Source organism: [Mycoplasma] phocae (assembly GCF_003332325.1).
GTDB classification, from domain to species: domain Bacteria; phylum Bacillota_I; class Bacilli_A; order Mycoplasmatales; family Metamycoplasmataceae; genus Metamycoplasma; species Metamycoplasma phocae.
The window spans coordinates 260,055-283,573 of the sequence record NZ_CP029295.1; the positions used below are offsets into that span (position 1 = coordinate 260,055).

Genomic DNA, 23,519 nt, shown 5'->3' on the forward strand with positions numbered 1-23,519 from the left:
TCCTTTTTAAATATTTAATGTTATATAAATCGATAATATACATTTAATTAATCTAGATCATAACTTTCGTTAACAAAGAATTCTTTTAATTTTTTACGTTTTTGAGGATGTTTTAATTTTCTTAAAATTTTAGTTTCAATTTGTCTTACTTTTTCTTTAGATACACCTAACTCCTCAGCTAATTCATCTAAAGTATGAGGATAGTAGTTATTTCCCTTTAAATCATTGATACCATAACGTTTTCTAATTAATTCACGGTCTGATATATCATTTAAACCTTCTTCAATCATTTCGTTTAAAATAACGCTTAATTCTTCACGGCTAGCAAAATTAGTTGGAGAAATAATGCTTTCATCTTTAACAAAATCAGAAAAACTTGAATTTTCTTCTTTACCAATATTTTTATCTAAACTTATTGGATCAATGTTGATTTTTCGGATATATCTAACTTTATCAGCGGTGAAATCTCCACCATATTTTTTAGCAATATCTTCATCCGATGGAGCAAAACCATTTTCTTGTTGCAATTCTCTTTCAATTTTTAAAATTTTATTAATTGTTTCTACCATGTGAACTGGAACCCTCACGGTTCTTGCTTGATCAGCAACCGCTCTAGTAATGGCTTGTCTAATTCATCATGTAGCATAAGTTGAAAATTTAAATCCCTTGGTGTAATCATATTTAGAAACTGATTTCATAATTCCTGAATTACCCTCTGAAATTAAATCAATGAAAGAAAGCCCACGATTTTTATATCTTTTCGCATTATTTATTACAAGTCTTAAATTTCTCTTAACTAACATGTCACGAGCTTTTTTGTAACGATAAGTATTGCCGGCATCCTTGGCTTCTTGCATTTTTATTGCAAGTTCTCTTTCTTCTTTAGGAGTTAATAATTTTCCGTATTTCCCAATTCATCTCATATACCATTTAACAATATCGTTTGTTTCAGTTAAGCGATTGGCTAAGGCATTGTCAGCTGTAGAGGTATCTTTATCACTCTGAATTTTAATATCATCAGAATCATATTCTTTTAGAAGTTTATTTGCTTCAAAATCTTTTTTTCCGCCCCTATGATAATCATGCTCTTCATAATCATCATCTAAATCATAATTAATTTCTTCTTCGTCTTCATAATCAAAGCCATCTTTAGCAATATATTTGGTGTCTTCATCGTATTCATCATCTTGTAAATCTAGATCATCTTTCATAATAATGCTGCTATCATCATATTCAGTTTCGACATCAATGTCTTCATCAATTATTTCCTCATCAATTTCCTTTAATTTTGATTCATCAAATATTTCTTCATCATCTTGAATTTCTTTACCATCTAATAAAGTATCTTCATTGTCGCCACTATCAACTTCATCCTCAATAATTTTATTCTTGATTAATTTTTCAAGAATTTCACCAGCTTCAGCATCATCAATATATAATTTCTTTTTTTCAAGAATTTTGAAGACATCATCTTGTGTTAGAAATTTTTTATTTTTTTTCAGAACTTTTTTATGCTCTTCTTTCATAATATCAATAATTAAATCAATTGAATTGCTCATTTCAACGCTATCAACTTCTATTGAATTGTTTTTTGTTTTTGAATTAGATTTCATATTTTTCCTTTCTTCTACTTCCTGTTAAATTAATGAATTATTTTTTTATAATTTTTATCATTTTGAACTAAATTATTTACTTGGATATCAAAATTTTCTTGAGTAAATTCATTATTAATATTTTCTAAATTTGCTATTATTCTAATAAAATTGTTCTTTTTCTCTTCGGAAAGATTATCATCATTTTTAATAATCTCTTGTAAGTTATTTTTATCAAAATCATGTCGAGATTTAATTAAGTTAATCACATAACAAATTAGCTCTTTGTTAATTTGATTTGCTTCGTCTACTTTAAGGCGAACAAATACTGTTTTATCTCATTTTTTTAAAAAACTAGGTTCTTTTAAAATTGCTTTTATAATTAGGGCAAAACTTAAAGATCGACCAAAAATTAGAGAATTGTTTTTTGTTTTAAAATTTTTATTTTGAAAATTATTATTATTTTGTTTCGAAACATTATCGGTTAATAAATCGGGAATATTATAATCTTCAAAATATTCATGGGGGATAAATTCATCATATATATTAGTATTATTTTTTACTAAATTTGTTATCTTTTTGTTTATTGTTGAAATACTAGAAATAAAATTAAAATCTGATGGGAAATTTGGTTTAATGAAATTGATTTCGTAATTTTTATAGCTCTCTTCTAAAAATATTTTATTTTCAATTAATTTATTTTTTAAAGTAAGTTTAAATTGGTCATTTAAATAAAACACCATTTCAAATAGTTCACAATTTTTTTTAAATCTTTCATTTTCGTCAATCAATTTGTTTTTATTAATTTTAAAAAATTCATTATACAAATAACTTAATAAATCTAATTTTTTTTCACAAATTCTTTTAAGAGATTTTCCATCGTCCATGTTGAAAATTTCATCAGCATCTTTTTCGAGTTCATTGTCAATAAAATAAGGAGTTAAATTTAATTCTTTTGAAAAATAAAGAATAATTTTTAAGTTCTTAATTGTGGCTTTTAATCCAGCTGAATCATTGTCAAAAAATAGATTAATTTTACAATTTCTAAAATGTTTAATTTGATCATATGATAAAGCAGTTCCCATAATTGCCACAGAATTCTTTATACCAATTTTATATAAGGCGATACAATCAAATTGCCCTTCTATTAAATAAACCTCATTAGTCTTTAATATTTCATCTTTAGCGTGATAGTAATTAAACATAACTTTATGTTTTTTAAAAACACTAGTTTCCGCGCTATTTAAATATTTAGGACTATTATTGCCACTAATATCACGACCTGAAAAGGCCACAATATTTCCATTTTCATCTTTAATAGCAAACATTAGTCGATTGTTAAAAAAATTTTTCTCGCTTTTTGAAGCAATTAAAGATGAATTAGCAATTGTAAAAATTTTATGTTTTTTATCAATGGCATATTTATAAAAACTTTTTTCACTATCAGCAAAACCGATTTCAAATTCCTTAATTATTTCTTTTGATAACCTTCGTTTTATTAGAAAATCTTTTAAATTTTTATTTTCGGATACAAGTAATTCATATTGAAAAAAAATAGAAGCATCTTTATTTAATTTAATCAATTCTTCGTCATCGCTTGACAGAGAATTATTATGTAAATCCTTAAAGTGTTGATCAATTTCAACACCAGATTTTTTAGCCAATTCCTTTAGAGCATCAATTGCTGCAATTTTTTTATAATATTCAACAAATTTTAAAGCATTACCACTTTTACCACAACCAAAACATTTAAAAATCTGTTTTTCTGGGCTGACAACAAATGAAGGGGTTTTTTCACCGTGAAATGGACAGCAAGCCTTAAAATTTTTACCTTGTTTAGTTAACGAGACATGTTCAGATATGACATCAACAATATCAGTTTTGGATAGTACTAAATCCCAAATGTTTTTATCTTCTACCATTTTGCCTATTTCTTGAATTTTGATAAATAATTGTCAATTTCGCTAACTAAAATTCGCTCTTGAACCATCGTATCTCTATTTCTAATTGTTACTGTATTATTTTCAAGAGTTTCAAAATCTACAGTGATTGCAAAAGGAGTACCAATTGCATCTTGTCTACGATATCTTTTACCAATTGAACCACTTTCATCATACGTTACTCTTATTGAAGAATTTTTTAATATATTTTGATATATTGATTTTGCTTCTTCACTTAATTTTTTCATTAATGGAAAAATTGCTAGTTGTATAGGAGCGATATTAAAATCTAATTTTAAGATTACTCTACTATCTTCGTTATCTAATTTTTCAACATCGTATGAATCGATAATTAAAGCAAGTAATAATCGATCAAGGCCGATTGAAGGTTCTATTACATAAGGAATAATTTTTTTTCCATTTTCATCTAAGTATTCTAATGATTCCTGTGAAAATTTCATGTGTTGTGTTAAATCATAATTACCTCTATTGGCAATTCCCAACAATTCACCTCATCCGAAAGGAAATAAATATTCAATATCACTAGTTCCCTTTGAATAATGACTTAATTCTTCCTTTTCATGTTCACGGACTCTAATATTTTTAGAATTTATTCCTAAGAACTTAACAAATTTCTCACATTTAGAAATTCAATATTTGTAGTATTTATCACTATCAACTTCATTACAAAAAAATTCAAGTTCCATTTGTTCAAATTCTCTTGTTCTAAAAATAAAATCACGTGGAGTAATTTCATTTCTAAAACTCTTACCTATTTGGCCAATTCCAAATGGTAATTTCGCTCTCATAGTTCTAGTTACATTTTTAAAATTAATAAAAATTCCTTGGGCAGTTTCAGGTCTAAGATATGTTTCTGATGCCGAATTATCTATAGCTCCAAGTTGAGTTTTAAACATCAAATTAAATGGACGAATAGAACCTCAATCACATTTTGAGTTATCATATTCTTTTACATTGCTTTTAATAATTTTTTCCAATTCTTGAAAAGTTGTTTTTTCTACATTTATTTCAGGGAATAGATCCTTAACAATGTGATCAGCACGATATCGTTTTTGATTAACTTTATTTTCAATTAAAAAATCGGAAAAATTATCGGTGTGTCCACTGGCTTTTCAAACGCTAGGATTCATAATAATTTTTGAATCGATTTGAAAATTGCCTTCTCTAGTAATAAATTCTCTAATTCAATATTTTTTTATAGAATTTAAAATTGGTAATGCCAAAGGACCATAATCTCATGTATTTACCAATCCTCCATAAATTTCTGAATTTTGATATACAAAACCAGATATTTTCAAATGATTAATTATTTCCTGAATATTTTTTTTTTCATTTTTTTGCATATAAGAAAACCCCATATTATATTTATAAGCTAATAATATAAACAATTTTACCATAAATTAGCAATAAATATCCCAAGTCAATTTAAATATAAACCCCCTAATCTTTTTGATTTTGTTATTTAAACATGCTATATAATATTAACATGTTAGATTTTATACAAAAAAGAATGCAAAAATCAATGCAAAAAATTAACAAAAAAATGTCAATTAATGAAGAAGACATTTTAGAAGTTTTACGTGAAGTTAAAATAGCTTTATTAGAAGCTGACGTTAACTTAGAGGTTGTCAAAGCCTTTACAAAACAAGTTAAAGAGAAAGCATTGGATAGCCAAATTATAGGAAAATTAAACCAACAACAAACCGTCTTAAAAATTTTTAAAGATGAATTGACTAATATTTTAGGAATTAAAGCTTGCGAAGTTAAATTAAAAAATATTCCAACAAAAATTATGATGATTGGATTGCAGGGTTCAGGAAAAACTACAACAGCTGCCAAACTTTCAGTTTTCTTGAAAAAGAAAAATGTGGGGAAAAGCCCATTATTAGTAGGAGATGATATTTACCGTCCTGCTGCTCGTGAACAACTTAAACAATTAGCAAAACAAACACAAACAGATTTTTTTACTAAAGAAGAAAATGATGCAGTAAAAATTGCTCAAGAAGCAGTTGAAGAAGCAAAGAAAAATAAAAATGATTTGGTTATTATTGATACTGCTGGTCGTTTAGCAATTGATGAATCATTAATGAATGAATTGAAAAATGTTAAAAAAGCAGTAAAACCTGATTATATTTTTCTTGTTATTGATGCAATGAGTGGTCAAGATGTCATTAATACTGCCAAAAAATTCCATGAAGAATTGATACTGGATGGAACAATTATTACTAAGCTTGATAGTGATGCCCGGGGAGGAGCGGCATTAAGTGTTACTCATCTTTTAAACGTTCCAATTGTATTTATTGGAAATAGTGAAAAATTAAATGGACTTGAAATGTTTCACCCTGATCGAATGGCAGATCGTATTTTAGGAATGGGAGATGTTTTAAGTTTAATTGAAAAAGCCAGTGAAGAAGTAGATGAAAAATTAGTTAAAAAAATTGGTTACAAAATGATGACTGGTAAATTTGATTTAAGTGACTTGATGAATAGTTTATCGCAAATCAAAAAATTAGGAAAAATGAAATCAATTTTAAAAATGATTCCGGGAATATCAGATAAAATTAACGATCAAAAAATTGAAGAAGCTGAAGAAAAATTCAAGATTTATACTTATTTAATTAATTCAATGACTGAAAATGAAAAGAAAAATCCTAGATTATTAAAAAATGCTTCAAGAAAACAACGTATTCTACAAGGTAGTGGAAGAACTGCTCGTGAATTTAATATGTTAATTACTGATTTCGAAAGAATGGCAAAACAAATGAAGGAATTAGCATCCGGAAATCTTAAAATGAAACCAGGAACTCCAGAATTTTAAAATATTATCAATAAGTAAAATATACAGCCAACTATGTCAAAATAGCTAGCTGTATATTTATTAATTTTTCTTAATAAGCTTTTTAATTAAATTAAATGCTTTAATTATTTTTATTGAAATAATAAAATTATTATTTAAAGTAATGAAGTGTCGTAATTTTAATTTAGATTTCGATTTTTTTTCTTTTAAAAATAAGTTATATAACGAAATATTTTTAACATCTTTTAGTAAAATTTGAAAACAATTTTTTAAAAATATAGGATTGGCTTTTAGTAGACTAAGAGCATCAAAAATTGTAGTTTTGATTATTCTTTCATTATTTGGTTTAAAACTTTGAAGTCTTCTTGAAATTTTAATAGTTTCCATCAAGAAATTCGTAGTTTTTTCAATATTCTCTTCATTACTAATTTCGTTAAAAATTCTATGCAAGAAAGCTAATAATTTATATTTATTTTTGACAATAAAAATATTTCATAATTCATCAAAATTACTTAATTTAGAATATCCACTTGAATAATTAATAATATTTTCAACGACAAAATCAATTAAATCTTCAAATGATTTTAAACTAGATAAATATTCTTTAATAATTTTAAATTTATAATCATTTTTGAAATTGATAAAGTGTTCAAGAAAATTAGTATTCATAATATCTTTAACAAAAGAAATAACAATATCTTTAATTTCCGATTTTTTTTCATTAATAATTCCCGAACTAAAAAATAGTTTAAAAATACTATAAATATCATTTTGATTATTACGAATAATTTTGACAAGTTTATTTTTCAAATATAAATAATCAATGTCAGAAAAATCGTTATTTTTTGTTAATTCAATTTGCAAAATAAATAAAATTTTGTCAATCTTATTCTGTTTAAATAGTGGCAAAAGCATCTTTTTTCCCAAAAGGTTATCATTTAAAAAATTTTTGATCAACTCAATTGATTTATATTTATCGTTAATCTCATTAAAAGTGTTTAGTAAAGTATTTTTAAAAATTAAACCAATATCAGAATCACTAAATCTAATGTATAAATCTAAATAATCTGAAATATTTAAATAAGATGCTAAATGGTTTGATAATTTATTTTCAATTGGTGAATAAATAAGGATTTTAAAGTTTTTATTCTCTCCATAAATTTCCTTAAGTAATTTTTGATTTGATAGTTCACTTTTAAAAAGTTGACGATATGAATTTATGTCATTTGTTCAATATGGTTGATAATCAATATACTTATTTGTAAAGTCTTCATTTTTTAAATCTTCAGCTATAAATTCATCTTTTTTAAGCGCTAATTTTGCGAATAGATCAAAAGCCACTTTTTTATAACCACGCTCTGTACAAAATAGTGAAAAAATATTTTCACATAAATTATTTTTATGTCTTTTTCAATACAACTCATCATATATATCAATGAAATTAACCTTACAATTATGTGCTACAATTTTGGCTATATAATTTAATCATTCAAAAGCATAATCATATAGGTTGAATTTAATAGCTTCATCACGTCAAATAAAACTATCAAAAAAATGGTCTAAATATAGTAGCGGTTTTATATAGTTGGTTATAACAATTTTGGCTTTTGAATTAGCTGATTTAATTTCTCATATTAATTTTTGATATTTTTTAATAATATTGGTGGCAATTGATTGAATTTCATTGCAAACCTCATTAATTATTTTAGATTTAGCAATTTTTTCTAATTTTGATAATTTAAAAATTTTTTCAAATGGAAGTTTAAAAAATAAGTCTTCAAAACCAAGTGTAATAGTAATTAAGTTCGCATTTTTAATATAACGACGATATATTTCAAAATCATTTTTACCTATGTTTCATTCTTTGAATAAATTTGTAAAATAATTTTTATATAAATTTTTAGCATGTCAATCAATTGATTGTAGCAGATCAATTCTATTCTCCATTTTATGAAGCTCTTTTTTGTCATTTTTAACAAGTGCCAAAATAAAATCAATATTTGTTGACGGAATAGAAAGATTATAAAAACTATTTAACCTAAAATTATTATTTCTTAATTCAGAAGCAAAAAATGATGGATAATCAACTCCGGATATCACTCCATTTTCAAGCATTCCATTGGTGTTAAAGCCAATTTTACTATTGAAACCAGAAGCAAAATAATCGCCAATTGCTATATAGTTAATTTCTTCATCAATAATCGATTTATCATGATTTTCAGCTTTAAAATATTTTTTTAATTCTTCACTTGTTTTATGCATTGTTTTCCTTTTTATCGAATATTACATGATCGAGATCTTTGAAATAATTAATTAAGAATTTAATTGCTTTATCTAAATTAAAACCATTATTTTTAGCTAAGAAATTTTTTATTTGTGCCAATTTGGTAATATTATTTAAAATTTCTGTTTCATCAGCAGTAGCTAAAAGTGACAAGCTTTCTAGTTTTTCAGGATAGTATTTTGAAACTAATCGATACAATTCCACAATCAATTCATTTTGATTCAATGCTTCGTAACGAATTGAACCAACTAAAGCTAACTTAGCGCCAGTTTCATTGTTATTTAATTTTGGCATTAATAGCCCTGGAGTATCTAATAGTAAATAATTTCGACAATTAATTCACTGCTCTGATCGAGTTATCCCGGCATTTGCTCCAACTTTAGCTGATTTAGTTTTTGCCATTAAATTAATAAATGTGCTTTTACCAACATTAGGAACGCCTAAAACAATACATTTTAATGAAGGAGTCAATTTTCCTTTTAACTCATTTTTCTTTTTTAATTCCAAATAAAATTCGTTTAATTTTGAATTAATTTTTCCATAGGCATTATTGGATTTTAAATTAGTCACCAATACCTTACCGCGCTTTTTATAATCTTCTAGGAATTCTTGTAATTTATTTGTATCAGCTTTATCGGATTTATTAAAAACAAATAAGATTGGTTTATTATTAGCAATTTGATAAATGTCATTATTAAATGAAGAAATTGGAATTCTACTATCTAAAACAATAATAAACAAATCAAAAATTTTGTATTTTTCTTTTAATAATTTAAACTGTTTGGCCATATGACCCGGGAATCAATGTATCATGTGCTGTCCTTAATCTTTTTTTAGAATAAAATCTTTACCTTTTTGCGATTCATATTCAGATAAACCATCAAAATTATTTTGTCTTAGCGTTTCGTATAAAACAATCGCAACACTATTTGCCAAGTTAAGACTTCGACAATTAATATTCATAGGAATACGTAAACAATTATCGATATTTTTTTGCATAATTTTTTTAGGAATACCAGTGCTTTCAGTTCCGAACATGATTCATAATTCATTTGAATTTTGCAATTCTGTTCCAAAGCTAACATTACTATAATTTTTTAAGCCATATCTAGTAATGTAATATATATTTTTGTGTCCATATTTTTGAAAAAATTGTTCATAATTTTCATGAATTTCATGTTGAATTTCACTAAGAAAATGTCCGGCGGCACCACGTTTTAATCAATGGGGATGCAAATCAAAGGCAATTGGTTTAATAATATGCAATTTTGCATTAGCTGAAAAGCAGGTGCGAATAATATTTGCTGTATTAGGACTAATTTCTGGTTGATATAAAATAATGTTAATCATATTTAGAATTATATATTAAAAACTCACAATAACTTTCAAGCATTTAAGAAAGTTTAAACATAAATGCTTTAGAGATTGTGAGTAATAAATTATTTATTTAGTAGAGTATTGATAAAACGAAAGATTGAAGGTTTATTCTCATTGAATCTAAAATTAGAAATTCGATAAATTGGATAACCCTTAACTGACATAAAATCAGTTTTGATAGTTTTTTCAATAAAGCTTTTTAGATCAACATCATAAGATGAATCATCAATATTTAATCCAACTATAAAATTATCCTTTTGATCTAGAATTGCCATATCGATATTATAAGAACCAACACAATAATCTAATTCCACTTTAATATCATTTGAAAAATTTTGGTCTCTTAATCAAGAATTAATTTCAAAGATAAATTGCGACTTATTATTTTTATTATGAGCAGCATTTTTATCATCAATATAAAGTTTTTGTTTATCAGATTTTAATTGAATATAGTTAAGTCAACGTTTGAAAGTTAAAAGATTTTCATTTTTAGGATCAATATCATTTGTTGAAATACTTTTTATTACAATCATTTTATCCTTTGCCCGAGTAATTGCAACATTTAAGGCATTTCTTCCCTTTTTAGAACCAATGTAAGTTGAATGAAGTGAAGTTTTAGCGGTATAACCAATTGAGGCAATAACAAGTTCAGCTTCATCTCCTTGAATATTCTCAATATTTCTTAAAATAACTTGGTCTTCAAGAACTTCAAAAATTTTTGGTGATAATAATGCTATTTGTTCTCGAATATAATCTTGTTGTTTACGGTTAAATGCAAGCAAAATAATTGAATTATATTTTTTTAGATTTTTTTCACAAACAGCAATTAATTTTGCACATTCAGCTTCATTGTGATTATCAACTCATTCTCCTTTGACGTCTATAACTTCAACACTGGTTTTATCCTTTTTCAAATAACTATCTAAGCCCTTTAAAGAAGAATCGTAAAATTCTTTACTTGAAAATAATACTAATTCGCTTGAGTTTGAACGGTAATTCATTTCAAGTAAATGTTTAGGTAAATGATTATGAATTGCTCAATCTAGTAATGAAGTAATTTCTTCTTCATTGTATTCTGCTTCTGTATCATCACGAGTTGAGAATCAATTTGATGGTTGCATTTGTTGATTGTCGCCGGCCACAATAACTTTATCAGCAATAGAAATGAAAGGTATTGCCTTTTCAATGTAGATCTGACTAGCTTCATCAAAAATAACGTAATCAAAATGATCTTTTTCAAAATCAATAAAGTTCCCTAAAATCTCAGGGGTTCCAACATAGATATTATAAACAGTTTTGATAATATCATCAAATAGCGAAGTAATAATATAAGGCGGCGAAATTTTTCTTTCAAGTCTTCCAAGAAATTGGTTTAATTTTTGACGTTTATCCTCCCCTAGTTGGCGATAATGGTCAAGACGTCCTTTAGCCTTATAAGCAGAATTTTTATAAATCAATTCTAGAAGTTCTGGTGTAGTATTATCAATTTTTTTGAAATCCAAAAATTTTGAATATTCTTTTTCTTTTTTGTCAAATTCTATAAATGATTTTAAACGAATAAAATTAGACAATTGAAGTAGATCTTTAATGTCATATCTCTTTAAATTTTCGTTATAAAATTTTGAAATTTTCTTAGCTAATTGATACATTTTACCAAATTTTGGATCAAGTGATTTTGTTAGAAAATTGTTCTTTGATAAATAATCAAATTTTTTAGCAATTTCTTTTTTAGAAAGTTTATCAAGATTAATAAAAATATTTAAAAACTCATTTTTAGAATTAAATTGATTATACATTTTGTAGAATATCGCAAAATTAACAATATTTTCAGTAATTTCACCACTTGACTTAAGTCTATGATATGCTTCTAGATCCTTATTAAAAATTTCACCAATTTCCGATTTTGCATTTAAATAACTAAACTCATTTTTGCTAAAAAAGCTAGAATTAAAGCCATCAATTTCGTGATATTTATTAGCAACATTAATTTCTCTAAAATATTCAATTATTGGTTTATAAAAATATTCTTTTTCACTTCTATTTACTTTTGCAGTTTCTGAGAATTGAAACATCATATTTTGATATTTACCCAACCTTTTTAAAACGACATCAAGTGCCACCTTTTTTTGAGAAATAAATAGAGCTCGTTTATTGTTTTTTGCTACATTTATTAAGATATTTGCAATAGTTTGTGACTTTCCTGTACCGGGAGGTCCTATAATAATTGATGAATTATTTAGTGTTCCAATAATTGCCTTTTCTTGACTAAAATCAGATGGAGTTACCCGCGCAATATTATTTTTTTCAAGAGCCTTGTCATAAGCTTCTTTACTATAATCTCGTAAGTCATCAATTCTTATTAATTTATCAATTTTATCGTTTTCAATCAAGTTAATCATTGCTTCACGTAATTTAGTACCACCTGGACTAGCCTCTAATAAAGCGACACCAGGTTTAATTTCCAAGTTACCATCATTTTCTAAGTCTGATTTTTCAAACTCTAATAAACTTTCATAAAAAATATTAGTGTCATATCCTGAATTAAGATATGTAGATTCAATATTACGAATATCGTCTAAAGCCTCAGAAATAGTAGTCTCTTCACCATTAACTAAAATTGGTAATCTCTTATCACTATGTTGTTCAATAAGATATTTAATTTTTTCATTGATAATAATATTTTCATCAGCATTTTCTAAATAAACTGAATTTCCTGAAAAAGTAATTTTCGCAGCTTTTAGGATAAATGGAGCATATAAATAAACATCATTTTTACGATATTTAATAAAATATGTTCCAATAAATAATGGTCAAATGCTTGTTTCAGAGTAAATTTCTTCAATCCTTTTAGCATTGGTTTTTCATGATTTTATAAAGTTACTATTTTGATCAAAAATTCTTTTTTTGTAAATATTTAACCATTTTTCAGCATCTAATTGTAAATTCTGCTGCATTTTAAGGGTAATGGTATAATCGTATGTTTTAGCTCAAAAATTTAATTGATCAACTGTTGTAATTGATTTTAAGTCATTTATTGATTTTGAATCAAAAGAATTTTTTAGCATTATTTTAAAATTGTAGTTACTAAAAATAGTTTTAAGATTTTTAATACCGACAATTTTCTTTAAATCGCTACTAACATTTGACATCTTAAAAAAAGCAGCATTATCTCCCCGGCTTTTAATATCTAATAAATTATTAACTAATTTTAGATATTTTGATGAATGAAGTTTTTTAATGTCTACTTTCTTTATTAATGTTGAATCAGGAACAAATATCTGTTTCATTTTAACTCCTTTATTTTGGTAATTTAATTATACATTATTAATTTTTTGACTTATAAGATAGCGAAATTATGTATAAAAAGCAATGATTTTAATGAGCCAATGAAACAGTTATTTATCATTAACGTGGATAAATAAAATAAAAAATTAAATTTAAAAATAATTTCAACTCTGCTATCAATTTTGTAAAATTATTTTTTAAGATCAGCTTAAAAATTTTATAAATAAATTGGATTTTGAAAAAATCTTATTTTGATTAAGATAAATGTTGTCTCATTGTTGTTTAACTGTATAAACTTTAATTATTATATGTTATTTTTTTTAAGTTTTTTATGGATTTATCTTAGATAATAAAAAAATTAAATAATAGTTATTTAATAAAAATAAGGTACAATTTATATGAATAATTTTTTATTCCTTGGTAATAATTAAGATTATTGCTAGGTTATGAAAGGAAAACCCTATGGTTACAAAAGAAAAAAAGGCTGAATTAGTAGCTAAATATGGTCGTAATGCCAAAGATACTGGATATCTACCAGTTCAAATTGCGATCTTAACAGAAGACATTGAAAGTCTAAAAAAACACTTTTTAGTAAATAAAAAAGACTTACACTCAATGCGTGGTTTTATTGCTAAGGTTAATCAACGTAAAGCATTACTAAATCACTTAAAAACAGAAGATTACAACAAATATTTAGAAACCATTAAAGCTTTAAATATTAGAAAATAAAAAAATGAAAATGTAGTTTAAAATTGCTACATTTTTTTTAATAAATTATTAAATTAAAAAACAATTTAAAGCATCTTATTTTAATATTAATAAATTCAAACATACAAATAAATTGAATCCATTATAATTTTCATAAGGGAATTAAGGAGATTGTATGGCATATATTTGAATGATTTTTCTTCTAATGTTAGGGTCACTTTATTTGATTATTGGCAACGTTTATGTTGCTAGAGAGCTAAAGGCTATAATTTATTTAACATCTACTGAACAAACGTCACAATTGAACTGAACTAAAATTTTCAAAAAATTTAGCTTAGTGAAAATCAACTTTATTGTTTTTTTAGCTTTTGCTGTAACATCAATAATTGTGAGCATTTTTTTAGATATTTATGTTTTAAAAATTATTAATTTTACGTTAGCAAAAGCCATTTTATATTGTTTTATCATAATGATATTTTTAGGATTTCTTTTCAGTATTTTAATTCTTAATTATAAAAAAAATTACTGAAATTTAAATAAATATCAATCTGCTAATAAAATGATGTGAAATAATTATTTTATTTCTAAAAATAATCTAAATTATCAAAATGAAAAATTTGAAATTATTGAAAAATATTTCACTAAAAAAAATATAAATTTAGAATATAAAAATTATCGTTATATTATTGCTTTTATGACATTATTTAATTTTCCTAATTTTAGAAAAATTACTAAAAAGTATTTAATTAGAAAAAATGATCAGGAATTTGTCTGATGAATAAATCTAATGCTCATATATAATCCACATCACATAAAAATGGGTAATGAATCTTTAGATAAAGAGCAAATAAGTTATTTAAGAATTAGAATTTTTGAAGAATTAAAATTGCCTATAAATAATTACTAATTAATAATAAAAAACACACTCATTTATAGCGTGTTTTTATTTGTAGTCAATTGCTTGAAATGGTGCGAACGAATGGACTTGAACCATCGACCTCACGATTATCAGTCGTGTGCTCTAACCAGCTGAGCTACGCTCGCATATAATGGGAATTATCTCCCATTTTAAACTATTATTAACGTTTAGAGAATTGTCTAGCTCTTCTTGCTTTTCTTAGACCGAATTTCTTACGTTCTTTAACTCTGGCATCACGTGTTAGGAAACCAGCTTCTTTTAATTTGCTACGATATTCATTATTTGATGCTTCGATTAATCCACGAGCAATACCTAATCTAATAGCTCCTGCTTGTCCGGTTAATCCACCACCATTTACATTTGCTAAAACATCGAATTGTTCAACTGTTTCAGTAATTACAAATGGGCTTAAAGCGTCTTTTATCAATAGATCTGAAGATAAATATTCTTTTGCTTCTTTACCATTAATAATGAACTTTCCTGATCCTGGTAATAAATATACTCTAGCGACTGATGATTTGCGACGACCTAGTCCATAATATCTAATTTTATTTGCCATTATTTAACCTCTATCTTCATTGGTTTTTGTGCTTCTTGCTTATGGTTTGCATCAGCATATACAAACAAGTTTTTAAATTGTTTGCGACCTAATTTAGTGTGAGGTAACATTCCTCTAACTGCTTTTTCAACTAAAGCGATTGGTTTTTTAGCTCTTAGTTCAGCAGCTGTGATTTCTTTTAATCCGCCAGGATATCCTGTATGATGATAATAAATTTTCTTTTCATCTTTTTTAGCTGTCAATAGCACTTCTTTGGCATTGATCACAACAACATTGTCGCCCATATCAACATTTGGTGTAAATGTTGGTTTATTTTTTCCACGTAAGATTGAAGCAACAAGAGTTGAAAGTCTACCTAAAGGTACGTTGGCTGCATCGATAATGAATCATTTTTTATCAACGATTTCTTTTCTAATAATTGTGGTTTGACGCATACTTTCTTTTTCCTTTTGTTTTATAAAATATAAATTGCCTTAACATTATAACACATAAAAAAAGCAAATTTCACAAAATTATACAATTTTACTCAACATATAAATTAATGCTGTTTCTGCTCTTAAAATAGTTTTAGTTAATGTAACGATTTTTACATTAGATTGTATTGCTTTTTTTATTTCATCTGTTGAAAAGCCACCCTCAGGTCCAACAATTACTAAAGTATTTTTGTTCTCCTTTTTAATAAAACTATTTTTTTCATTTTCATATGCTAATAATTTTAAATCAATTTCATAACCGATTATTTTATCATAATTCACTAAATCTAGTAATGGCGGAATGATATTTCGAAATGACTGTTGGGCAGCTTGTTTAATAATTTTTAAAAGCCTTGGCCTATTATTTATAATATTAAAATTACTTTTATCACAATAGCTTGAGATATAAGGAATTATTTTAGTCGCTCCTAATTCAACTGCTTTTTGGATTGCAATTTCAAAATTAGCTTGCTTAATTAATGGAATGGCGACAACAACTTCAAAGTCGAGTTCATTATTTATATTTAATTTGCTAATAATTTCTGCTCTATTAAAATCGACTAATTTACATTGATAAAATTCCTTATTATAATTAATCATAAATGGTTCATGTTTTATTCTTATAACTTTCAAATGTTTAGTAGTTTCATCATCTAAAATAAAACAATTATTTTCCAATTTGTCGCAAAAAAATTTATACATAATGTTTTTATTATATATGATTTAGTATTTTTTAAGAAAATGTATAGACTGAATAAATTTATAAAGTTTTCATCTTAATAAAATAAAATCTCAAATTGAAAAACTAGATTTAAATATACTAGCTATCACAATAGAGATTTTAACTTGATTTTAAAAAATTCTAAATCAATATATATTAATAATAATAGTTAAGCTTTATGACTAATTATTTCCTGATTATTCACATCAATTTCAATTTTACCTAATAATTGTAAAATCATTTTAGGGTATGCATGCCCAATATTTATATTATAAACAACTGAAAGGTTTTTATATTTACTGAAAAAAGTTGAAAATAAATTTTTATATTCTTCGAAATATTTTTCATTTTGCGGTTTTCCAATAATGACACCTTCTAAATTATCAAAACATCCTGTTTTAGCAATTTCTTGCAGCATTAGCTCTATTTCATTTGGTGGAAGTTTTAGTTCGCAAGTTTCAAGCAACAAAACCTTATTTTTAAAATTAGTTTTGTTAGTAAATAAATCATACTGAACATTAATTTTTCTTTTCTTTTCATCTATAAATAAATCAGCAAGACTTTCAAGACAACCACCAATTAAAGTTCCATAAAAATATGATTTGCCTTGTAGAAGTAAATAATTATGATCTTCAGTATGTTTTATTCTTGGAACATTAATTTGTTTTAATCCAAAATCATTTCTTTCTTCATATCAATACTTAGATGGTTTATATATCATTTTATCTTCTTTAAATAAATTAGCAAATGAGTTTTTTGTGTAATCTAACATCTGAGAATCAAGCTCAGCTAAATCCGTTAAAAAAGAGACTCCATAAAAACTTGGCACATTTAGTTTATTGAAAATCAAATGATTAATTGTTGTATCTGAATATCCCAAAAAAATTTTATTTGTATTTTTAATGGTATTTTTATAGTCAATGTTATCTAATAAATAGGGTGTTAGTCGATATGTGTCATCGCCACCAAGAGCACATAAAATTAGTTTTGTTTCTTTATCATTAATTGCTCAAATCAAATCATCTGCTCTCGATTCAGGATGATCAGATATATACTTAATTCCTTTCAAAGAATTTGGAGCATATTTAACCTCTAAACCAAACTCTTTTAATCTTCTTATTCCAATTTCTCTTTGATGATCGCAAAAAGATTCACCTAAGATTCCCGCTGACAAGCTTACAATAGTTGTAAAATCACCATTTTTTAAATTAATTATTTTTTTCATAAATTAATTATACTATATTTCACAATAGCAAAAAATGCCTGTAACATTTATAAAAAAATAGGCGCTTATTGCACCTACAATTATAATCTAAGTAGTAGTAGTTAAAAAAAGTCACGTTTTGTTTAAAATTATTTTTTTTATTGTTATCACACTTCCGTGTTCGCGCTCTTCAATTTTCCCTGCTTTAATTAGAGGTGATAAGATTTCATCAACTTTAGAGTAAAGATTTGAAATACTAGTCTTAAGTTTGCGAGATAAAAATTTTAATATTGCATTTTTTGATGATTTTTCAACAGTCTCAACAAATTTCAAAATCATATCTTCATATTCTTTATTATGAATTTCATCATAGTTTCGTTGTATTAATTCACTATTTTGACGATACTTGATGGGTTGATTAGCATATATTAAAAAACCATTATCACTTTCTATATCAAGATCGGGATTTCTTACTCTAAAAATTAATAAATCAAAATTTTCTTTTAATCTTTGTCCCATTGATGATTTTTTCATTAAACGCAAATATAGTTTTCTTAAATTGTTAATGTGAATTGGAGAAATAATTTTTATTAGTTTAGATAAAATGTGTAGTCTTGTAGCCCAATCACTTCAATTTTCATTAGAAAATATAGGAGCATGTTTTTGCATAAATTCAGTTAAATCAGGAAATTCTGGAAATTCGATATCAGTAATATTATCGTCTATTGTCTCAAAATTAACATCTAATTCAATATCGGTTTTTACATTTGGCTTCAGTTGTTTTTCTTTGGCAAAATTTTTAAAACTTTCATCAATTGCTGATTTTAATTTTTTAATTTCTAAGGCTTTATTTTTAAATCAATCAGTTGATCAAATCCGATAAAAATGTCAACCGCGCAGTTCTAAAATTTCTTGTCTTAATTTATCACGATCACGAGCGGTTTTTGAGCTATGATATGATGCGCCATCACATTCAATTGCTAAAGTATAAGCATTAGAATTATCGGGATGAACAATCGCTAAATCAATTCGATAACCAGATGATCCTAATTGTGTTACGGCTTTATACCCAAGTCTAACAATTTCATCATAAACACTTCCTTCAAAAACTGAATCAAATTCGGAGTTATCATTTCGATAATCTTCTTTTGAATCTTTTCCGAATTCGGCAATTCGTAAATAATTTTTTAAAAATTTAACTCCTCGCGATTCAGTTTTTGACAAATCAATATCGCTATGTCCAATTGAACTTACAACAATAACCGCTTCTTTAGCTCTCGTGAAAGCAACATTTAATCTTCGATAACCTGCAGATTGATTAATTGCCCCAAAATTCATTGATAAACGACCCAGTTTGTTATATCCATATCCAATTGACATAATGATAATATCTCGTTCATCACCTTGAACAGTTTCAATATTTTTGACAAAGAATTTTTCGTGTTTATTATTATCAAAAAAAGATTCAAATTCCGGATTATTTGAAATAAATTTATCAATTTTTCTTTCGATTAACATTTGTTGTTCTAGGTTAAATGTGACAACTCCAATAGATTTTTTCAAGCCATATTTTTTAATTATTTTTTGAAGAGTTTCAATTACTTTATTAGCTTCATCTTCATTTTTACGATCTTGGTAATTACCTTTAATTTTTATAAGCGAAATTCCTTCATATTTGCCAGGATGCTTAGTTGATGGAAAGCTTATTAAATTTTTATAAATCTCATCATTTGATGGTTGAATTAACTCTTCGAATTTAGAGCGATAATGTCATTTTAATTTTATCGATTTTAAATTGCTATCAGCTAATTCTAAAATCGAGTCAAAACCTTTTGTTGAATCATCATCAGTTTCTTCATTATAAACTTCATCATCCTTATCAGAAGAATTGAAAAAATTAGTAGGTGGAAGTTGTTCTTTATCGCCGACAATAATATATTGTTTTGCTCGATAAATGGCTCCAATAGCATTCTCAGGTTTAACTTGTGATGCTTCATCAAAAATTACAACATCAAATTCAATATCACTATTCTTCAAATACGTGCTTACTGAAAGTGGTGACATCATAAGGCATGGTTTTAGCTTAGTAATAAGGTTGGGAATTTTTTGAAATAAAAGTCTAAAGGGCATAATATTTCTAGTTTTATTAATTTGGCTTTTTAAAATTTTTATTTCAGTATTTTCGCCAAGAATCCCATCTATATTCGGAATTTGTAATTTTAGATTAGAATCAATTTTAATTTTTGCTAGTTGATGAATTTTATCGTCGTATTCTTTAAAACTATTACGATAGTTATTTAAAATATTAGCGCTATAATTACCGAAGTTATTTATTAAACATTTATCAACTAGTAGCTTATAAAATCTTTTAAGAAAAATTTCAAAGTAATTATTTTTTACTCTCTCACTTTCAATTCTATTAGTGAAATCCTGTAATCCTTCATTTTCAAGAATTTTTAATTCACGATTAAGCGATAACATAGAATCAATTAACATTGGATTATTATTTAAATTTTCTATTTTGCTAGTAAAATCATTAATCGTAAATGTAGTATTATCATTTTGCAATAAATCCATAATTTCTTTATTAATATTCAAAAATTCTTCAATTTCAAGTTTCAAATTATTAATTTTTTCTTTAAAATCTTTAGAGTTATTTATACTATTGAATAATAATTTTTTATCAATTTCAATGTCAAAATCCTTAATAATAATTTCTAATAAGTTAATTAATTCATATTGTTTTATTGCGTTATTTAAATCATCTACATTTGTACTAGTGTGAATTTTAGTTAATATTTGATTTTCAAAATTATTAAAATTTTTATATTGATTTTTCAAATCTATAGCCTTTGAAATATCATCAAGATAATTAATATATTTCAATTTCTTAATTAGCGAGAAATTCTTAAAAATTTTTTTAGCAGAACGAAAATTTTTATTAAAGCTTTTGAATATTTTGTCCTTAACTTCTAGTAATGAATTTTTAATAAAATCTAAATCCTCATCCATAATTTTATTTTTATATTTTGAAAATAATTCTTTCTCAAAGTAATCGATATTTTTTTTCATATCACTCAATTTTTTATAAATATTTAAATCATTTATAATTGCTTGAGCTTCTTCGATTTTGGGATTAATAAAATTTATTTCTTGGATGGCATCTATTAATTTAATAATCTCTTCGAAACCTTTTATTATGCTATTTTCCTTAATATTAATTGATGATATTAATTTAAATTTGTCTAAGAGATTATTAAATTTATTTAACAATTTTTCAACGTTTTTAAAGATAATTTCTTTTTCTTCAATTGTCAAATTAGTGTTTTTAATTCCATATCAAGGATTCTCTGCTGGATTGAAATTTAATAATTTCATTGTTTGAAAATAGCTATTAATTTTGTTATTTAAATCATTTAATTTTAGTTCATCAATACTATTTATGTTTGCTATTTGAAAAGGAAGATCCATCTTATTTTCATATTTTAGAAAATACCCGATCAGTTGATAAGCATTTTTATTTATTGGATTTATAACTTTTAAAAGCTCTTTACCATATTTATTTAAGAAATCACGGTTAGTAGCATACTGATTTAAAATAATGTCTTCATTAGTTATAGTAAATTTACTACGGCCTTTTTCTAATGTTTCAAATAAATCTTTTAAAATCATTTTCTTATCGATACTAGAATTATGGATAGGAATAGTATAATCCTCTAGTTCAATCTGTTTTAATTTATTATAAACAACATCAAGAGCAGCTTTTTTTTCAGCAACAAAAAGAATTTTCTTTCCGCGAGCTAATAATTCAGTAATAATGTTTGTTATAGTTTGCGATTTACCTGTTCCTGGAGGGCCTTGTAATACAAAACTTTCTCCATTAATAGCACTTTCAATGGCCACTTCTTGTGAAGAATCTGAACTTAAGACATGATAGTATTTATTATGATCTATATATTTTTCAACATTATCCTCATTAATATTTAGTGAATTTTGATTAACATTTCCTTCTGAAAAAAGCATCTTATAAAATGAATTTTCTTCAATTTTATCAATGTTTTCTTCAATATCCTTATAAATTGATATTTTTGAAAAACTAAAGTTACTTAATTCAATAACATCAATTATTTCTCATCTTTTATCCAAAAATTGATCAATAATTTTTTCTTTATAACTACTATACATAGCATAATTATCTTCATATTCTTCTTCTGGGATATTAATATCAATATTAAAATCGATTTTTAATTTTTGAACTAATGATTCATTTAAAGTGATTATTGCATCATCAGAAAAAGATAACTTATAAATATTTTTTTCATGGCTTAAATCGGTTGATATTAAAAACAATGGAGCAAAATGAAAATCATCAGAATTGATATTTTCATATCATTTAACAAAACCAATTGCAAGGTTAAGTGGATTAATGGCATTTTCTTCTTTAAATAATGTGCTTTTTCTAAATATTTGTCCTAAAACTGCTAATTGGTGTTTAAATGAAAATTCAGAAAATATCGTTTTTTTATTAATGTTTTTGACTTTAGCTTGTAGTTCTTCTAGAGTAAATGATTTAAATACTTTAGAATTATATTCATTATCATTTAACGATTCACCCATATCCACATTAGCAAATTCCAGGTTTCGACCTATACTATCATTTAAAAAATTTTTAAAATCCGATACTAAAACTCTTAGATGTGATGGAATTGTAGAAGTTTTTTTAAATAGAGGAAAATTTATTGAACGATTTCTTAAAGTAATATCTAGTAATTTATTTTTTCATTCCTTAATGCTGTTTGATAATTTTGGATTCATTTCATTCCTTTTTTATTATTTATATAAGATATTATTTAATTTATATTTGTCTTAAAGTAAATATAAATTGCTTCTATTATATTGTAGCAACAAAATATATAAATTATGGATTATTAACAGTTTAAGAAATGATATTATAAAATATTTCCTTTTAATAAAAAATTGAAAATTATTATTTCAATGAAAATATCAATGAAAATATTGATTTAATGAAAAATAAAATCTAAATTAAAATAATAATTTTGTTTATAAATTAATGTTTATTTTTGCGAACATATAACTGTATATAATATCTAGTTTTAACTTAAATTATAATAATTTAGAATTTTAAAAAAATAAATAATATAAATTTAAATTTATCTTAAATCTTCAATGATTAAAATCGTTCACTAGATCTAAATCAATAATGATAATTAATATATAAATTCTTAAAATTCAACATGTTAAAACAAAGTAAACTAGCAAATAATAGGAATCACAAAAAATCAAAGTAAATGTTTAAAAAATGAAAAATATGACTCAAAGTTTTATTAATCATGACAAATATATGTTTTTAGAAAGAAAAAAATCAAATATAAGTGCTAATAAAAAATAAATGTTTTAGCTTAATAAATATGACTTTAACAAAAATTAAAAAATTGAACAAAAAATGTAAATGTTTGCTTTTTGAAGCAAAATTTCAATAATATAAAGATTAATTGAAATATGTATAAATAATTAATAGTTTATTATAATATAGTCACTATAAACACTAAATTAAATACACTACTAGTATAATTGACCTTTTGAAAAAAGTCCATTCATGGCAGCTTTCTAGTAAAGTT

15 protein-coding genes and 1 tRNA gene are annotated in these 23,519 nt (G+C 24.8%); 3 read left to right on the plus strand and 13 right to left on the minus strand.

Annotated elements, in window-relative coordinates; translation table 4 throughout:
• Positions 1 to 47: 47 nt before the first annotated feature.
• The 3 genes from DA803_RS01160 to DA803_RS06105 are packed head-to-tail and all read right to left on the minus strand — an operon-like array spanning position 48 to position 4,896.
• The gene (locus tag DA803_RS01160) at positions 48 to 1,613 is read right to left on the minus strand and encodes an RNA polymerase sigma factor (RefSeq protein ID WP_211305581.1); all 1,566 of its coding nucleotides are present in this window, start codon (positions 1,611 to 1,613) and stop codon (positions 48 to 50) included.
• Positions 1,614 to 1,642: 29 nt separating this feature from the next.
• Positions 1,643 to 3,514, minus strand: coding sequence for a DNA primase (dnaG, locus tag DA803_RS06100; RefSeq protein ID WP_114190812.1), 1,872 nt, complete (start codon positions 3,512 to 3,514; stop codon positions 1,643 to 1,645).
• Between the two features lie 5 nt (positions 3,515 to 3,519).
• Positions 3,520 to 4,896, minus strand: coding sequence for a glycine--tRNA ligase (locus DA803_RS06105; protein WP_114190813.1), 1,377 nt, complete (start codon positions 4,894 to 4,896; stop codon positions 3,520 to 3,522).
• 143 nt (positions 4,897 to 5,039) lie between these two features.
• Here DA803_RS06105 and ffh point away from each other — a divergent pair, with 143 nt between their 5' ends.
• Positions 5,040 to 6,371 (plus strand): signal recognition particle protein, encoded by a 1,332-nt coding sequence (gene ffh, locus DA803_RS01175; RefSeq protein ID WP_114190814.1) that lies wholly within the window; start codon positions 5,040 to 5,042, stop codon positions 6,369 to 6,371.
• Between the two features lie 60 nt (positions 6,372 to 6,431).
• Here the strand turns inward: ffh and DA803_RS06110 are convergent, their stop codons facing one another.
• From DA803_RS06110 to DA803_RS01195, 4 genes are all read right to left on the minus strand, one after another.
• On the minus strand, positions 6,432 to 8,612 hold the full coding sequence (locus tag DA803_RS06110) for an SGNH/GDSL hydrolase family protein (RefSeq protein ID WP_114190815.1): 2,181 nt from the start codon (positions 8,610 to 8,612) through the stop codon (positions 6,432 to 6,434).
• A complete protein-coding gene (gene ylqF, locus DA803_RS06115; RefSeq protein ID WP_114190816.1) occupies positions 8,605 to 9,447 on the minus strand; it encodes a ribosome biogenesis GTPase YlqF in 843 nt (280 codons plus the stop codon). The genes DA803_RS06110 and ylqF overlap by 8 nt, the downstream gene beginning before the upstream one ends.
• A 9-nt stretch (positions 9,448 to 9,456) precedes the next feature.
• Entirely contained in the window at positions 9,457 to 9,984 is a 528-nt protein-coding gene (locus tag DA803_RS06120) for a tRNA (cytidine(34)-2'-O)-methyltransferase (protein ID WP_114190817.1), read from the minus strand.
• 89 nt (positions 9,985 to 10,073) lie between these two features.
• Complete coding sequence (locus tag DA803_RS01195) at positions 10,074 to 13,298, minus strand: DEAD/DEAH box helicase (protein WP_114190818.1); 3,225 nt, start codon at positions 13,296 to 13,298, stop codon at positions 10,074 to 10,076.
• A 460-nt stretch (positions 13,299 to 13,758) separates the two neighbouring features.
• Here DA803_RS01195 and rpsO point away from each other — a divergent pair, with 460 nt between their 5' ends.
• Together rpsO and DA803_RS06125 are read left to right on the plus strand one after the other, a co-directional pair.
• Positions 13,759 to 14,025, plus strand: a complete 267-nt coding sequence (gene rpsO, locus DA803_RS01200; RefSeq protein ID WP_114190819.1) for a 30S ribosomal protein S15 — start codon at positions 13,759 to 13,761, stop codon at positions 14,023 to 14,025.
• Between the two features lie 154 nt (positions 14,026 to 14,179).
• Positions 14,180 to 14,911: a hypothetical protein gene (locus DA803_RS06125; RefSeq protein ID WP_114190820.1), complete on the plus strand. Its 732-nt coding sequence runs from the start codon at positions 14,180 to 14,182 to the stop codon at positions 14,909 to 14,911.
• Between the two features lie 60 nt (positions 14,912 to 14,971).
• Here the strand turns inward: DA803_RS06125 and DA803_RS01210 are convergent.
• The 6 genes from DA803_RS01210 to DA803_RS01235 all read right to left on the minus strand — a co-directional run bounded on the left by DA803_RS01210 (position 14,972) and on the right by DA803_RS01235 (position 22,695).
• Positions 14,972 to 15,048, minus strand: a tRNA-Ile gene (locus tag DA803_RS01210).
• 35 nt (positions 15,049 to 15,083) lie between these two features.
• Positions 15,084 to 15,482, minus strand: a complete 399-nt coding sequence (rpsI, locus tag DA803_RS01215) for a 30S ribosomal protein S9 (RefSeq protein ID WP_114190821.1) — start codon at positions 15,480 to 15,482, stop codon at positions 15,084 to 15,086.
• Positions 15,482 to 15,916 (minus strand): 50S ribosomal protein L13, encoded by a 435-nt coding sequence (gene rplM / locus DA803_RS01220; protein WP_114190822.1) that lies wholly within the window; start codon positions 15,914 to 15,916, stop codon positions 15,482 to 15,484. Before rplM ends, rpsI begins: the two co-directional genes overlap by 1 nt.
• Positions 15,917 to 15,994: 78 nt before the next feature.
• Positions 15,995 to 16,657, minus strand: a complete 663-nt coding sequence (locus DA803_RS01225) for a 16S rRNA (uracil(1498)-N(3))-methyltransferase (RefSeq protein WP_114190823.1) — start codon at positions 16,655 to 16,657, stop codon at positions 15,995 to 15,997.
• A gap of 188 nt (positions 16,658 to 16,845) precedes the next feature.
• Positions 16,846 to 17,901 (minus strand): S66 family peptidase, encoded by a 1,056-nt coding sequence (locus DA803_RS01230; RefSeq protein WP_114190824.1) that lies wholly within the window; start codon positions 17,899 to 17,901, stop codon positions 16,846 to 16,848.
• An 87-nt stretch (positions 17,902 to 17,988) separates the two neighbouring features.
• Complete coding sequence (locus DA803_RS01235; RefSeq protein ID WP_114190825.1) at positions 17,989 to 22,695, minus strand: PDDEXK-like endonuclease domain-containing protein; 4,707 nt, start codon at positions 22,693 to 22,695, stop codon at positions 17,989 to 17,991.
• Positions 22,696 to 23,519: the final 824 nt, after the last annotated feature.